Source organism: Tateyamaria omphalii (genome assembly GCF_001969365.1).
GTDB lineage: Bacteria > Pseudomonadota > Alphaproteobacteria > Rhodobacterales > Rhodobacteraceae > Tateyamaria > Tateyamaria omphalii_A.
Genome location: NZ_CP019312.1, coordinates 1,389,944 through 1,403,629, shown reverse-complemented (window position 1 = coordinate 1,403,629; position 13,686 = coordinate 1,389,944). Strand labels below are relative to the sequence as shown.

Annotated in this window: 14 protein-coding genes and 1 pseudogene; 8 read left to right on the top strand and 7 right to left on the bottom strand. The window is 58.2% G+C overall.

What is annotated here, in order from left to right:
* The first annotated feature begins 20 nt into the window (after window positions 1-20).
* The 8 genes from BWR18_RS06995 to BWR18_RS06960 all read left to right on the top strand — a co-directional run bounded on the left by BWR18_RS06995 (window position 21) and on the right by BWR18_RS06960 (window position 6,083).
* The gene (locus BWR18_RS06995) at window positions 21-1,100 is read left to right on the top strand and encodes a methyltetrahydrofolate cobalamin methyltransferase (protein ID WP_076627312.1); all 1,080 of its coding nucleotides are present in this window, start codon (window positions 21-23) and stop codon (window positions 1,098-1,100) included.
* A 191-nt stretch (window positions 1,101-1,291) separates the two neighbouring features.
* Window positions 1,292-1,570, top strand: a complete 279-nt coding sequence (locus BWR18_RS06990) for an STAS domain-containing protein (protein WP_076627311.1) — start codon at window positions 1,292-1,294, stop codon at window positions 1,568-1,570.
* Window positions 1,567-1,932, top strand: coding sequence for a response regulator (locus BWR18_RS06985; protein WP_076627310.1), 366 nt, complete (start codon window positions 1,567-1,569; stop codon window positions 1,930-1,932). Before BWR18_RS06990 ends, BWR18_RS06985 begins: the two co-directional genes overlap by 4 nt.
* A gap of 8 nt (window positions 1,933-1,940) precedes the next feature.
* A complete protein-coding gene (locus tag BWR18_RS06980; protein ID WP_254684946.1) occupies window positions 1,941-4,025 on the top strand; it encodes a chemotaxis protein CheA in 2,085 nt (694 codons plus the stop codon).
* Window positions 4,022-4,480 (top strand): chemotaxis protein CheW, encoded by a 459-nt coding sequence (locus BWR18_RS06975; protein ID WP_076627308.1) that lies wholly within the window; start codon window positions 4,022-4,024, stop codon window positions 4,478-4,480. Before BWR18_RS06980 ends, BWR18_RS06975 begins: the two co-directional genes overlap by 4 nt.
* A gap of 26 nt (window positions 4,481-4,506) precedes the next feature.
* The gene (locus BWR18_RS06970) at window positions 4,507-5,343 is read left to right on the top strand and encodes a CheR family methyltransferase (protein WP_254684945.1); all 837 of its coding nucleotides are present in this window, start codon (window positions 4,507-4,509) and stop codon (window positions 5,341-5,343) included.
* 9 nt (window positions 5,344-5,352) lie between these two features.
* A complete protein-coding gene (locus tag BWR18_RS06965; protein WP_076627306.1) occupies window positions 5,353-5,739 on the top strand; it encodes a response regulator in 387 nt (128 codons plus the stop codon).
* 65 nt (window positions 5,740-5,804) lie between these two features.
* Window positions 5,805-6,083 (top strand): hypothetical protein, encoded by a 279-nt coding sequence (locus tag BWR18_RS06960; protein WP_157598673.1) that lies wholly within the window; start codon window positions 5,805-5,807, stop codon window positions 6,081-6,083.
* Window positions 6,084-6,102: 19 nt separating this feature from the next.
* Here BWR18_RS06960 and BWR18_RS22050 read toward each other — a convergent pair whose 3' ends face one another.
* From BWR18_RS22050 to BWR18_RS06925, 7 genes and pseudogenes are all read right to left on the bottom strand, one after another.
* Window positions 6,103-6,474, bottom strand: coding sequence for a chemotaxis protein CheD (locus tag BWR18_RS22050; RefSeq protein ID WP_438873647.1), 372 nt, complete (start codon window positions 6,472-6,474; stop codon window positions 6,103-6,105).
* 137 nt (window positions 6,475-6,611) lie between these two features.
* Window positions 6,612-7,646, bottom strand: a complete 1,035-nt coding sequence (locus BWR18_RS06950; RefSeq protein ID WP_076627303.1) for a chemotaxis protein CheB — start codon at window positions 7,644-7,646, stop codon at window positions 6,612-6,614.
* A gap of 165 nt (window positions 7,647-7,811) precedes the next feature.
* On the bottom strand, window positions 7,812-8,366 hold the full coding sequence (comE, locus tag BWR18_RS06945; protein WP_076627302.1) for a sulfopyruvate decarboxylase subunit beta: 555 nt from the start codon (window positions 8,364-8,366) through the stop codon (window positions 7,812-7,814).
* The gene (comD, locus tag BWR18_RS06940; protein WP_076627301.1) at window positions 8,363-8,869 is read right to left on the bottom strand and encodes a sulfopyruvate decarboxylase subunit alpha; all 507 of its coding nucleotides are present in this window, start codon (window positions 8,867-8,869) and stop codon (window positions 8,363-8,365) included. The genes comE and comD overlap by 4 nt, the downstream gene beginning before the upstream one ends.
* A 19-nt stretch (window positions 8,870-8,888) precedes the next feature.
* On the bottom strand, window positions 8,889-9,863 hold the full coding sequence (locus tag BWR18_RS06935) for a zinc-dependent alcohol dehydrogenase (protein WP_076627300.1): 975 nt from the start codon (window positions 9,861-9,863) through the stop codon (window positions 8,889-8,891).
* Between the two features lie 54 nt (window positions 9,864-9,917).
* Window positions 9,918-11,224 (bottom strand): annotated as a pseudogene (gene hisD, locus BWR18_RS06930) (histidinol dehydrogenase).
* A 203-nt stretch (window positions 11,225-11,427) separates the two neighbouring features.
* Window positions 11,428-13,653, bottom strand: a complete 2,226-nt coding sequence (locus BWR18_RS06925; protein ID WP_076627299.1) for an NADP-dependent isocitrate dehydrogenase — start codon at window positions 13,651-13,653, stop codon at window positions 11,428-11,430.
* Window positions 13,654-13,686: the final 33 nt, after the last annotated feature.

Sequence of the window (13,686 nt, the reverse complement as noted above, 5' to 3'; positions counted from 1 at the left end):
CATGCACAAAGGCAGCACCCATGACACGCACCGTCGTCGAATCCAAAACCAGGACAGCCCTCATTGGTTTTGACCAACCCTTTTGCGTGATCGGTGAACGGATCAACCCCACGGGCCGCAAGATCCTGAACGAAGAGTTGGAGCGCGGCGATTTCAGCCGCGTGCAAGCCGATGCTCTCGCGCAGGTCGCGGCTGGTGCGACCGTGCTTGATGTCAATTCGGGTGCCGTATTCTCAAACAAGATGGCCGAAGACCCGCGCTATGCCGATAATAACTTTGTCGAGCCCGAACTGATGAGGCAACTTGTCGAAACTGTCCAGGCGGTCACGGATTGCCCGCTCTGCATCGACAGCTCGGTGCCGGGTGCGCTGGAAAACGGACTTGCCGCGGCCGAGGGTCGCCCGCTGCTGAACTCGGTCACCGGCGAGGAAGAGCGGCTTGAACTGGTCCTGCCCCTTGTCAAAAAGTACAATGTCCCCGTGGTCGCGATTTCGAACGACGACACCGGTATCTCCGAAGATCCCGATGTCCGCTTTGCCGTCGCCAAGAAAATCGTTGAACGCGCTGCCGACTTCGGCATTCCTGCGCACGACATCGTTGTCGACCCGCTGGTCATGCCGATTGGTGCAATGGGGACGGCTGGGTTGCAAGTGTTCACTCTTGTGCGGCGCCTGCGCGAAGAGCTTGGTGTGAACACTACATGCGGTGCGTCCAACATCTCGTTCGGTCTGCCCAACCGCCACGGCATCAACAACGCCTTTCTGCCAATGGCCATGGGTGCTGGCATGACGTCGGCCATCATGAACCCTGTCGCCCTGCCCGTTGGCCCGAAGAAAATCGCTGAAAAGCGGGCCGAAGTCGAAGCGTCTGGTATTGTTTTGCCGGAGGGGATGGACGACGAAGCATTTGTCCAGGCGTTCGGCATGGGGTCGACCAAACCCCTTGCGGGCAAGGAAATGGAAGCGATCCGTGCCGCCAACTTTCTGACCAACAACGACGAAGGTGGCGGCGAGTGGATCAAGTTCAACCGCGCCCCTGCCAAGGCAGGTGAGGAAGGCCGTGGGCGCGGCGGACGCGGTGGTCGACGCCGTCGCGGCTGACCAGACTGAATCCTGATTGCAAGCTAAGTCCGCCCGGGTTTGTCGCCCGGGCGTTTTCATTTGCCACGCGCCATTTTGCAGCGCAGTTTCGGTAACCCGGTCTTAACGGAGCGTCCGCTAAACCGACGTTGTAGTCGTAACCCGGAGGGACAAGATGAGCCGTCATTCTCGCGCAGCTTGCCGCATATCTCATGAATGATGTGGTGTCCCTGCCAGCCCGACTGGACGCCACGACAGCGCCAGAGCTGATGGCAGAGTTACTGGCATACGATCATGCGGCTGACATCCGCCTTGATGCAGCGAAAACAGTCCATATTGGTGCGATGGGCGCGCAAGTCTTGCTGAGCGCATGTCGCACTGCGGACGCAAGTAACCGGACCTTGTCGATTGATAACTTGCAACCGCGCGCGCATCAGCAGCTTTCGCTGATGGGGCTGACCGAGCTAACGACACCGAAGGAAGCGACATGAGCCTTGAAATCCTTGCTGTGGATGACAGCCGCACGATGCGCGACATGATACGCTTGGCGCTGGAACCGGTTGGTTTCACCGTGCACACAGCCGACGACGGTGTGCATGGGACAGAGGTTTTGGCGGATCTGAATCCAGATGTGATTATCACTGATATCAACATGCCGCGGCTGGATGGCTTTGGCTTTATCGACGCCGTGCGTAACGGCTCCGATCACAAAACGACGCCGATCCTTGTTCTGACCACTGAAGCAGCACCCGAAATGAAGATGCGCGCTCGTTCTGCCGGTGCCACAGGTTGGATTGTAAAACCGTTCGATCCGACCAAACTGGTCAAGGCACTGCAAATGGTTGCCGGGTAGCAACGCTCATGACGGCCTCGGACCCAATGGCGGAAATTCGCGCCTCGTTTTTTGTGGAATGCGAAGAATTGCTGGAAGCCTTGCAAGACGGTCTTCATGCGTTGGAGACAGGAACCGACGATGGCGACGCCATTCACGTGATTTTCCGTGCCGTGCATTCGATCAAGGGCGGCGCGGGCGCCTTCGGTCTTGATCATATGGTAACATTTTCGCACCGGTATGAAACTGTTTTGGACGCTGTCCGCGATGCACGTCTGGCTGTCACAACGGACCTTTTGGGTCTGTTTTTCCGAGCGGCAGACCATCTGTCTGATATCGTTCGTGCCGCACGCGAAGACGAGGATTTTCCGGTAGCAACCAGCGCGGCGCTTCTGTCCGAATTGGATGCGCACGCCGCTGATCCGCAGCCAGCCGATCAGCCGCAAGAGCCTGATTTCGCGCCTGTGGCTCTCTCCTTGGATTTACTGAACGATCCAGAAACAAAAAATGAGACAGCGCTCAATCGCTATCAAATTTACTTCACCCCTGAGCCTGAACTTTTTGAGACGGCGAACGACGTACCTCATATCTTTGCAGCGTTGGCCGAACTGGGCGACCTCACTGTAAAGTGCGATACAAACCGCGTTCCAACTTTGAATCAATTGGCGCCTGAAGCCGTCTACTTGAGTTGGGCCTTGTCGCTCGACACAATCGTCGATGAAGCGGAAGTCGCATCCATCTTCGAATTTGTCGACGGGTTGTGCGAGTTGCAAATTCTGCCCGGTCCAACAACATCTGTCGCTGACGAAGCCGACACATCGGCCGAACCCGGGAAGTCAAACGCTTCGTCCGCACCTCTATCAGAACCTGAGGCATCCGCTCCGCCACGCGACACCAAGAACAAGACCTTCGTTCGCGTCGATATCGAACGTGTTGAGAGGCTTGTGAACCTGGTTGGTGAATTGGTGATCAATCAGGCCATGCTGTCACAAAGCATGCAATCCGCAGGGCTCTCTCCGCATTCCGACGCGATGAACGGCCTCGAAGAGTTTCAACGCCTTACCCGTGACATCCAAGACAGCGTCATGATGATCAGGGCGCAGCCGGTCAAATCGCTGTTCCAACGCATGTCGCGGATCGTCAGGGAAGCATCCGCATCGGTGTCGAAAGATGTGCGCTTGATCACCGATGGCGAAACAACCGAGGTTGATAAGACCGTTATCGAAAGGCTTGCCGACCCGCTGACGCACATGATCCGTAACGCGGTGGATCACGGAATAGAGCCGGCGCATGCCCGTGTGGAAAATGGAAAACCTGCGCAAGGTGCGATTCACCTGCGCGCATCCCATCGTTCAGGTCGCGTCATCATCGACGTTTCGGATGATGGTGGCGGCATTGACCGCGCCCGCGTATTTCAAACGGCCAAAGACAAAGAGCTTGTTTCCGCCGATGCGAACTTGTCGGACGCCGACATTGACAACCTGTTGTTTCTGCCTGGATTTTCAACCGCATCCAGCGTGTCCGACCTGTCGGGGCGTGGCGTCGGAATGGACGTGGTACGCACTGCAATTCACGCTCTTGGCGGACGTATCACAATCAGCTCCGAGCCGGGTCAGGGCACGTTGTTCAGCATCTCTTTGCCGCTCACACTTGCAGTTCTCGATGGAATGGTCGTCGATGTCGCGGGCGAAACGCTGGTCCTGCCTCTTAGCGTCGTATCGGAGACGCTTACATTGACCAAGGCGAACGTCGAAGCGCTTGGGCCGGGCCGATCTGTTGTACGTAACCGTGGCGCCTTCCTGCCGCTTTTGGATCTCGGTTCAGTCCTTGGATATCGCACTATCAGCGACAGTTTCGTTGACCGCATTGCACTCGTATTGACGCTTGAGGACGAAGTCAGCATCGCGCTTGTCGTGGATGAAATCCAAGATCAACGCCAAGTCGTCATCAAGGGGCTTGACGACAGTTTCTACCGGGCGCCGGGCATTGCTGCGGCAACCATCCTGGGCGATGGCCAGATCGCGTTGATCCTGGACCCGGCCGACATCGTCGCTCACGCAAACGCAGGCGGGGCAATCTCTTCCACATATCACGTACAGGAGGCGCGAGCATGAGTGATGGCAATGCTACACAGCCGATCGAATTGCTGACGTTCAAACTCGGAGATCAGGAATACTCACTTGATATCATGAGCGTTCGCGAAATTCGAGGATGGACGCGAGCGACTCCGATGCCCCTAGCCCCCAGCTTCATGCGCGGTGTGATCAATCTACGGGGAACAGTTCTGCCCGTGATTGATCTGGCGGAGCGTCTGGGCCTTCCAAAATGCGGCCAAAGCAGCCGCAATGTCATAATTGTGGTCAAGCATGGAGGGCAGATGACCGGCCTGCTTGTCGATGCGGTGTCGGACATCGTTTCGCTTGACGCCAATGACATGCAAGTCCCGCCCGATAGCGGAGGATATGACGGGCTCAACGTCATCAGGTCACTCACCGTGATCGACGATAGGATGATCCGCGTATTGGATCTGGCGCTTGTGGTGGCCCAATCGCAAAGTGACGCCGCCTGATGCGCCAATCACACGGCCATCCCCTGATGGATGATCAGCAGTTTGACCGTATCGCTGCGCTCACCTACCGCGAAAGCGGCATCACGTTGGTGCGCGAAAAGAAGTTGATGGTGCAATCGCGCCTGAGGCACCGGCTGCGGGCGCTCAGTATCGATACTTATTCAACTTACGCCGATCATGTGAGTTCAACGCGCGGGCTTGATGAACGACGGTTTATGATTTCCGCCCTTACGACAAATGTCTCTCAGTTTTTTCGCGAAGCGCAGCATTTCGATGTGCTTTGCCAGTCGCTTTTGCCGACGTTCCGTGAACGTATTGCAAAAGGAGAGCGGATAAGGATCTGGTCTGCCGGTTGCTCTAACGGCCAAGAGCCCTACTCCATCGCCATGCATCTGCTGTCACAGGAGCCGGCATTGGCCACGGCCGACTTCCGCATTCTGGCAACGGATATTGATCGCCGGGTCATCACATTTGCCCGCGAAGGACACTACTCTGCCTCGCAACTGAGCACTGTGCCAAAAGCTCATCTCGAGGTGTTTACTGTTGAGCATCCGAATGACGATGGCGACCGTATCGTAATCGATACGTTAAAAACCGTCGTTTCATTTCGCGAGCTGAACTTGTTCACGGATTGGCCAATGCAATTTCAATTTGATGCGATCTTTTGCAGAAACGTGGTCATTTACTTTGATCAGCCGATGCAAGAAAAACTTTGGCCGCGCTTCAATGACGCGCTGCTCCCCGGCGGACTGCTTTTTTTGGGGCATTCCGAACGTATTTCAGATCCTGGCGCGCATGGTTTTCGGTCCAGCGGACCAACTGCCTATACCAAACCAGCACCTTCCCTTCTTTACTCCCGATAGGAGACGAAAATGGCTCTACGAGACCAAATCCGTATTATGGTCGTCGATGATATGTCGACGAGCCGCGGGCTCCTTGTTCAAGGGCTGGAAGCGCTTGGTATCCGTCACATCTTCACCGCTTCGGATGGGATAAATGCAATCAATCTTCTCGGCAAGACACCTGCGCATCTCGTGATATCCGACTACAACATGCCGAACATGGATGGTCTGAAACTGTTGCACACCCTTCGCAGCGGCTCGGGCACCAAAGGCGTTGGATTTATCCTGATCACAGGTCGCGCTGAACATCAGATTATTGATCATGGACGCAAATTGGGGATGAACAACTATCTCAAGAAGCCCTTTGAGGCGGCACAGTTGCGCCAATGCATCGAGTCTGTTGTTGGCCCACTGTAGTGCGGGACGGACCAAATATCGCGGCCAGACGCGCCCTGTCGCGCATGTCCAACTTGTTGGTCGCAATGACGCACGACATGTCGTCGGTCACGAAGCTGGTCTCGGAATTGGCGGAACGTCATTGCGACGCGTTATCTGAAGCACAGATTTTTCAATTGCAAAGGTTGGACCACATCGTTCAGTCCCTACAGGACCTTTCGGTTGTATCCCAGATCCTGGCCGAGGAGGATCAAAGCACACCACATCAGGAGACGCGCCTGAAGCTTGCTGAAACGCGAGCGATCCTGTCACCGGACAGCGAAGCGGCGGTCACGCAAGAAGCCGGTTCTGTCGAACTCTTTTGAAGCTACAGGGCCGGCGAAATCAGAAGAGTTCAAGCCCGTTTCCATTGGAGATCGGAACGATCACGTCAGCCTCGCTTACGGCAGCATCCGTGATCTTTTGCATGACGCGGCCGGTACCCGGCCAAAATCGAATATTGCGCGCCATGCTTCCACCAAGCGAATGCGTGACCAGCGGTATGCTTTCCTGCTTGAGGTACTGCAGGGTGAATTCGGCGTTTTGGGCACCGATATCAGACAGCCCAGATATCATGCACGCGCCACCAAACGCCTTGGCACGCAACCGGTTGCGCGCAGCGCCTAGCTTCACAAGATCATTGATCAGCAACTCCATGGCGTTGATACCAGACAGCGTTCTGTGTGCATTGCGTCCCGGTGTGTGAGCCAGCAACATGTGGTTCATACCGCCAACATCCACGGTCGGGTCCCAAAGGCAGCAGGCCACACATGACCCGAGCAAAGTGGAAATCACCAGGTCTGACCCGGTGCCGGTGGCGTGCTCACCTTGGGTGATATGAACATGCTGTCGGGTCACACCAGCGTTTCATCCCGAAACAGCAGGTCTGTCATACGAGATGGCAGTTCGCCCAAGTCCCGCTCCTCATCAATGGCATCCATCGCAAGAGCCGCAGCCGGCATGCCGTAGACGGCACATGTGCGTTCCGACTGGCCCAAGGTCCGTGCACCGCTCCGGCGCAACATCAGCATACCTTTGGCGCCATCATTGCCCAACCCGGTCAGGATCATGGCGCCCACTTGCGTACCCCAAGGCGCGGCCGATCCAAAAAGCACGTCCACCGACGGGCAAAACATGTCGTGGCGTCCGCGTCTGATGGCCTGTATGTGCCATGCGCCACTGTGCCAAGTCAGGCCTGTTTGCATGTCTCGGGCGGCGGCCAGTCGAACCTGGCCTGTCGCCAACCTCTCCCCATGCGCAGCGAAATCCACACATTGTTCGAGATGCCGGTCAAGCCGTTCGATGAAGCGATTGAGAAACGTGTGCGGCATGTGTTGCGCGATGACGATAGGTGGGCCATCCTTTGGAAACAGTGGCAGAATGCTCTCCAGTGCCGTCACACCGCCCGTGGATGCCCCAATCAGGACAATTTTATCTGATGCTGCCCAGGTGGCGTGGTCACTCTGCCCGTCCTGCCGCGCGGCGGCGACGATATTGTCACAAAGCCTTGCCAATGCCTCCGGTGTCGGGATGGACGGTTTTGCAAGGCAGACCGCTGCACCCAATGCGCGCGCGCGCTGCGCCTTTTCCCCGTTCTTGCGCATCTGGCTGCTCAGCATCACAACCGGCATGGGGCGCAAACGCATCAAGTGTGACAAGAATTCGATCCCGTCCATTCCGGGCATCTCAACATCCAACGTAATCACATCGGGGTTTGTCTTTTTGATCACCTGCCGGGCTTCTTCGGCGGACGCAGCGGTTCCTGCCAGTTCAAGACGCGGGTCGCCGGAAATCATGCTGCCCAACCACCGGCGCATGACATTTGAATCGTCGATCACGACAACGCTGTGCGGTTTAAGTGCGCGAGGCGAAGAGACATGCGCAGCCATCACGCCCTGCCAGCGCGCCAGCGCGCTTTTTTTTCCAAGATCGAAACGGGCAAAGCGATCTGTCCACCAATATGCCTAACGCATTGGTGGACAGGTTAGGACGCCACGCATGAAGGTCGTGTTAATGAGAACACCCAAAAGCATCAGGGCGCCGCAACATGTGTATCAGGCGCTGACTGCTTTCATAAACCGGTCCTTAATGACGACCGGATCCATCGTAATCACTGGCATCTTGGCGTTGCCGCTGTCGCACTTGACCACCATCACGGTCATCTTCTGCTCTGCAATGGCCCTCTCCAGCGCAGGCCCGGTGTCCACATCCATCACCTCGACCACATTCTCGCAGCCGGCGGCGCGTGCCATGCCTGCAAGGGATGTCTTTTTCCCGGTATATGTAGGCTGATCGCCGGTCGAGCCATAGGACCCGTTGTCGATAATCATGAGAATGAAATTGTCGGCCACGTTGTTGGCGATGGTTGGCAGCGTGCACAGGTTGGTCAGGACTGACCCGTCGCCGTCAATCGAGATAACGGTCTTGCCCTGGGCCAACGCCAGACCGAGCCCGATGGACGAGGCAAGGCCCATTGTCCCAAGCATGTAAAAATTGGTCGGCTGATCGTCGATGGCGTGCAGTTCCTGGCTGGGGATGCCGATGTTGCAGACCACCAGTTGGTCACGCAGAATGGGTGCAATTTCCTTGAGGATTTCAGAACGGATCATTGGTCGCCATAGCCTCCCCAAAAGTTGGCGTCGGTCAGGATCGCCACGGGTTTGTTGCACATAAAGGTGTATTTCAGGATCATATCCAGCTCTTCCACGTCCTTCTGATGGTGGAAGTGGTAGGTCGGGATGTTCATCTGCGCCAGCAGCGCCTTGGTATGGATCGCCATTTCGACCTGGCAGGCGACGGGCTCGCGCAACTCACCGCGATATGAAATCAGCATGGGCAGCGGCATCCGATAGTACTGGATCAGTGTGGCCAGCGTGTTGATCGTCACTCCGATGGCCGTGTTCTGCATGATGATGGCCGGGCGCTTGCCCCCCATCCATGCCCCTGCGCACAGGCCCATCCCCTCGTCTTCCTTGTTGGAGGGGATGTGGAAAATATCGTTGCGCTGGTCGATCTCTTCAATGACACCCGCAAGCTGTTTGCAAGGTACGGTGGTCACGAATGAGATGTCGTTCGCGACCAGATCATCGGTGATCTTCTTGTCTATGTTCATTTGAATGATGTCTCCGGCATCAGGGGTGCAGAATAATCTTGGGGGCGGCGACACGGCCCGCACGCAAGTCGGCAAAGGCGGCAGCACCATTGGACAATGGCCGCTTTTCGGTCCAGTCCAGCGGGCCAAGACGCCCGTCGAACATCGCGGCGCAGGTGTCGCGGAAGTCTTGCGGTGTATATGCGTACGTGCCGATAAATGTGATCTCTTGCAGCGTTATGCGGCGGACATCAAGGCCGCCCAGATCTTCACCCAGACCGATATGAACAATGACGCCACCCGGCTCCGTCCGGGCCGAGGCGATCTCGCGCGTGGCGGCGTAACCGACGGCATCCACGACCAGCCCGTATGTGCCTGTCCCCGCGGGGACACATGTTTCGTTGCACTGGTTTTCCAGAAAAACGCGGCGTGCGTCACTGGGTTCGGCAATGGTGACGTCGGCCATGCCTTGCGCCTTGAGTGCCAGCGAAGCTGCCAGGCCGATGGCTCCGCCCCCGACGATCAGCGCCGATTGGGTTGCACCTGCATCCAGCGCCGCAAGGCCAAGCCGTGCGGCGTGCCAGCTGACTGACAGCGGTTCAGCGAGTGCGGCAATGTCCAGGGAGACATGATCGGGCACAGCAACAAGGTTTTGCGGTCGCATCGCGACAAGTTCGGCAAATGCGCCCTCTTTCGGCGGCATGGAGATAATCTTGCGGTCCGGGCACAGGTTCTCGCGTGTCGCGTTGCACGCCTGACAGGCGCCGCAACTTACCAGCGGATTGATTGTTACCCGCGCGCCGTCGCGCGCGCCGCCAACGATAGTGCCGGCCGCTTCATGCCCAAGGATCAGCGGCGCGGGGCGACGATCATCATGGCCAAGATAGGCGTGCATATCGGAGCCACAGATGCCCGATGACGCGATGCGCACCAAGTCTTGGCCCGCGTTAGGCTCTGCATCTGCCACATCGCGAAAACGCAGTGTTTCTACGCCGTCATAGACCAATGCTTTCATCTCACAGCCTCCCCACGCGCATCGTAGCAGTGAAAGGAAACGTGGAAAACGGCATCACTCATTGGCGCTAAGGTCAAAGTTCTCGCCTGGGAAGTACTTGGCCAGCCGCACGTCCGCTGAACGGGCGTGACCTTCCATCCCTTCCAGTCGCGAGATCCGCGCTGTCGCTTCCGCCACCGGTTTGGACCCTTCGCGCGTGGCGCGCTGCCAGGTGACAATCTTCATGTATTTGTGGACAGACAGGCCGCCGGTGTAATTCGCGGCGCCTGACGTTGGCAGCACGTGGTTGGTGCCCGACGCCTTGTCACCATACGATACCGTCGTTTCCTCACCAAGAAACAGCGAGCCGTAGCAGGTTAGGCGGTCGAGCCACCAATCCAGATCCTCGGCTTGCACCGTCAGGTGTTCGGGGGCGTAGTCGTCCGAACATGCGGCCATCTCTTCACGGTCGGCGCACAGGATCACTTCGGCATAATCGCGCCACGCGGCGGTCGCGTTTTCGCGGTTCACATCCGGCAGGTCGTCGATGAGTTTCGGCACCATCTCCATCACCGTTTCGGCCAGTGCGCGGCTGTCGGTGACCAGCCAGACGGGCGAGTTGTACCCATGCTCAGCCTGGCTCACCAGATCGGTCGCCACGATATGCGCATCCGCGTCGCCATCAGCAAGGATCAGGCTGTCGGTCGGCCCTGCAATCATGTCGATGCCCACACGCCCAAACAGGATGCGTTTGGCTTCGGCAACAAACTGGTTGCCCGGACCCACGAGGATGTTCGCCTTGGGCAGCCCGAACAGGCCAAAGGTCATCGCGGCCACGCCCTGCACGCCGCCCATCGCCATGATCTTGTCCGCACCGCAGATATGTGCGGCATAGACGATGGCCGGGGCAATACCCACGCCGGGACGCGGAGGCGAACAGGCGGTAATATGCTTGCAGCCCGCAACCTTGGCCGTGGTCACGGTCATGATGGCGCTGGCCACATGGCTGTAGCGCCCCCGGGGGCATAGCAACCTGCTGCATCCACCGGGATCGCCTTTTGACCAGCTATCAGACCGGGTACGATCTCAAGCTCAACATCGGCTACAGTGGCTTTCTGCGTTTCAGCAAAGCGGCGGACATTGTCGTGAGCAAACTGGATGTCGGCCTTCAACTTGTCCGGCACGAGGGCGCAGGCCGCTTCGATCTCTTCTGCGGTCAACAGGACGTTGCCCTCGTACTTGTCGAATTTTGCCGCGTATTCCAGGGCCGCCGCATCGCCGCGTTCTTCGATGTCGCTCAGAATGCCTGTGACAATATCGTGGACATCGGACGCGCCGGACGTCGCGGTCAGTGTTGCTTTCTTAAGGTATTCACGTGCCATGGAGTGCCCTGAAGGATGTTTGGTTGCGCGCACGCTAGGGCGAGGCTGTGGGCCGACGCAAGGTCATCTCCGGTGGCTTTCGCGAGTTTCAAAAACAGACCGACCCACCTTTCGAAAAACGAAAGATGGGCCATGGAATTGTCTCATTTATAGTGGCTTTGCAGCTGCAGCATTCACTTCCTGAATACTGCGTATCCACGGTATCAGCCGTCGATCAACGCATTCAGCGTGAGTGACGGGCGCATGACAGCAGCCACTTTCGCGTCATCGGTGTTGTAGTACCCACCCAGATCCACAGCCGCGCCACGGCCTGCCATCATCTCCGTCGCGATGGTGTCGGCCTGCCCGCTCAGCGCACCCGCCATATCGGCGAAGGTCGCGGCCAGATCGGCGTCATCCGTCTGCGCGGCGAGCGCCTCGGCCCAGTAGAGGGCAAAGAAGAAATGGCTGTCGCGGTTGTCAGGCTGACCAACTTTGCGACCGGGCGACTTGCCCTCGCCCAGCAGCTTGATGATGGCGGCGTCTGCTGCGTCGCCCATGACAGCGGCCTTGGCATTCCCATGCGCCTCGCCAAAGAAGCGCAGGCTTTCGGCGATTGCGCAGAACTCACCAAGCGAGTCCCAACGCAGATGGTTTTCCTCCATCAACTGTTGGACGTGCTTGGGGGCAGAGCCGCCCGCGCCGGTTTCGAACATGCCGCCGCCATTCATCAACTTGACGACGGACAGCATCTTGGCCGAGGTGCCGACCTCAAGGATCGGGAACAGGTCGGTCAGATAGTCGCGCAGAACATTGCCGGTGATGGCGATGCAATTGTCGCCCTTGGTGATCACCTCAAGCGCGTGGCGCGTGGCGGCGGCGGGTGCCATGATCTGGAATGTGTCGGACTTGCCCTTGGCCTCAAGGATCGGCGTGATCATCTTGATCAACTCTGCGTCGTGGCCGCGGGTGTCATCCAGCCAGAACACCGACGGGTAACCGGTCGTGGTCTCACGTGAAATGGCCAGATCGACCCAGTTCACAACCGCTTCGTTGCGGGTCGAGGCCATGCGCCAGATGTCGCCTGTTTCCACGTCGTGGCTGGTCAGCACGTCGCCATTGGCCGCAATCACCTTGACAGTGCCATCAGCGGGGATTTCGAACGTGGTCGGGTGCGAGCCGTATTCTTCGGCCTTCTTCGCCATCAGGCCAATGTTCTGCACCGTGCCTGCGGTCGTCACGTCCAGCGCGCCGTTGGCTTTGAAAAACTCCACCGTTTCTGCATAGACGGGCGCATACGAGCTGTCGGGGATCACGCAGTTCGTGTCGCCTTCCTTGCCATCCGGCCCCCAGCCTTTGCCGCCCGCGCGCAGCACGGCGGGCATGGAGGCGTCGATGATGACATCGGACGGCACGTGCAGGTTGGTGATGCCCTTGTCGGAGTTCACCATATACATCGGCGGACGGTCGGCCATGACCGCGTCAATCTCGGCTTGGATCTCGGCGCCCTTTTCCATCCCGGCGATCACGTCGAGCATGGCGCCCAGTCCGGAGTTCGGGTTCACGCCCGCCACCTTGAATTCAGCGTCGTACTTGTCGAAGACCGGCTTAAGATACGCGCGCACGGCGTGACCAAAGATGATCGGGTCCGACACCTTCATCATCGTGGCCTTCATGTGCAACGAGAACAGTGTGCCATCCGCCTTGGTGTCTTCGATGGCCTGCGCCAAGAAATCCATCAATGCTGCGCGCGACATGTATGTGGCATCGACAATGGCGCCTTCGGACATGTCGATCCCGTCCTTCAGGACCGTCACAGCTCCATCCACTGCCGTATGGTCAATCTTCAGCGCACCGGCCTGTGCAGCCGTCAGCGTGACGGATTTTTCATTCGAGCGGAAGTCGTTGGCGCCCATCGTGGACACCTTGGTCTTGCTGTCAGCGGACCAGGCGCCCATCGAATGCGGATTGTCCTTGGCATAGGCTTTCACGGCAGCAGGCGCTCGGCGGTCCGAGTTCCCTTCCCGCAGAACCGGGTTCACAGCCGATCCTTTGATCGTGTCGTAGCGGGCGCGGATGTCCTTTTCCTCGTCTGTCGACGGCGCCTCGGGGTAATCGGGCACGTCATATCCCTGCCCCTGCAATTCCTTGATCGCGGCCTGAAGCTGCGGAACGGAGGCCGAGATATTTGGCAGTTTGATCACATTTGCTTGCGCCGTCTTCACCAACTGGCCCAGAGCCGCCAGATCATCGCTTTGCGCCTGCTCTGCGGTCAGACGTTCGGGGAATGTCGCCAGGATGCGCCCCGCGACCGAGATGTCGCGCGTAGACACATCAATGCCAGCCGCAGAGACGAATTTGCGCACGATCGGCAAAAGCGAGGCCGCCGCCAGTTGCGGCGCTTCGTCGGTGACGGTGTAGATGATATCGGGTGCGGCGTCTTGGGACATAGGGCGATCTTTCGCTTGTTTCGGGTTCGGGCG

Bases quoted from the DNA above. Each gene is read 5' to 3' on its own strand.
- BWR18_RS06995 (WP_076627312.1), top strand. From the start codon at position 21: ATGACACGCACCGTCGTCGAATCCAAAACCAGGACAGCCCTCATTGGT.
- BWR18_RS06990 (WP_076627311.1), top strand. From the start codon at position 1,292: ATGAATGATGTGGTGTCCCTGCCAGCCCGACTGGACGCCACGACAGCG.
- BWR18_RS06985 (WP_076627310.1), top strand. From the start codon at position 1,567: ATGAGCCTTGAAATCCTTGCTGTGGATGACAGCCGCACGATGCGCGAC.
- BWR18_RS06980 (WP_254684946.1), top strand. From the start codon at position 1,941: ATGACGGCCTCGGACCCAATGGCGGAAATTCGCGCCTCGTTTTTTGTG.
- BWR18_RS06975 (WP_076627308.1), top strand. From the start codon at position 4,022: ATGAGTGATGGCAATGCTACACAGCCGATCGAATTGCTGACGTTCAAA.
- BWR18_RS06970 (WP_254684945.1), top strand. From the start codon at position 4,507: ATGGATGATCAGCAGTTTGACCGTATCGCTGCGCTCACCTACCGCGAA.
- BWR18_RS06965 (WP_076627306.1), top strand. From the start codon at position 5,353: ATGGCTCTACGAGACCAAATCCGTATTATGGTCGTCGATGATATGTCG.
- BWR18_RS06960 (WP_157598673.1), top strand. From the start codon at position 5,805: ATGACGCACGACATGTCGTCGGTCACGAAGCTGGTCTCGGAATTGGCG.
- BWR18_RS22050 (WP_438873647.1), bottom strand. From the start codon at position 6,474: ATGTTGCTGGCTCACACACCGGGACGCAATGCACACAGAACGCTGTCT.
- BWR18_RS06950 (WP_076627303.1), bottom strand. From the start codon at position 7,646: ATGGCTGCGCATGTCTCTTCGCCTCGCGCACTTAAACCGCACAGCGTT.
- comE (WP_076627302.1), bottom strand. From the start codon at position 8,366: ATGATCCGTTCTGAAATCCTCAAGGAAATTGCACCCATTCTGCGTGAC.
- comD (WP_076627301.1), bottom strand. From the start codon at position 8,869: ATGAACATAGACAAGAAGATCACCGATGATCTGGTCGCGAACGACATC.
- BWR18_RS06935 (WP_076627300.1), bottom strand. From the start codon at position 9,863: ATGAAAGCATTGGTCTATGACGGCGTAGAAACACTGCGTTTTCGCGAT.
- BWR18_RS06925 (WP_076627299.1), bottom strand. From the start codon at position 13,653: ATGTCCCAAGACGCCGCACCCGATATCATCTACACCGTCACCGACGAA.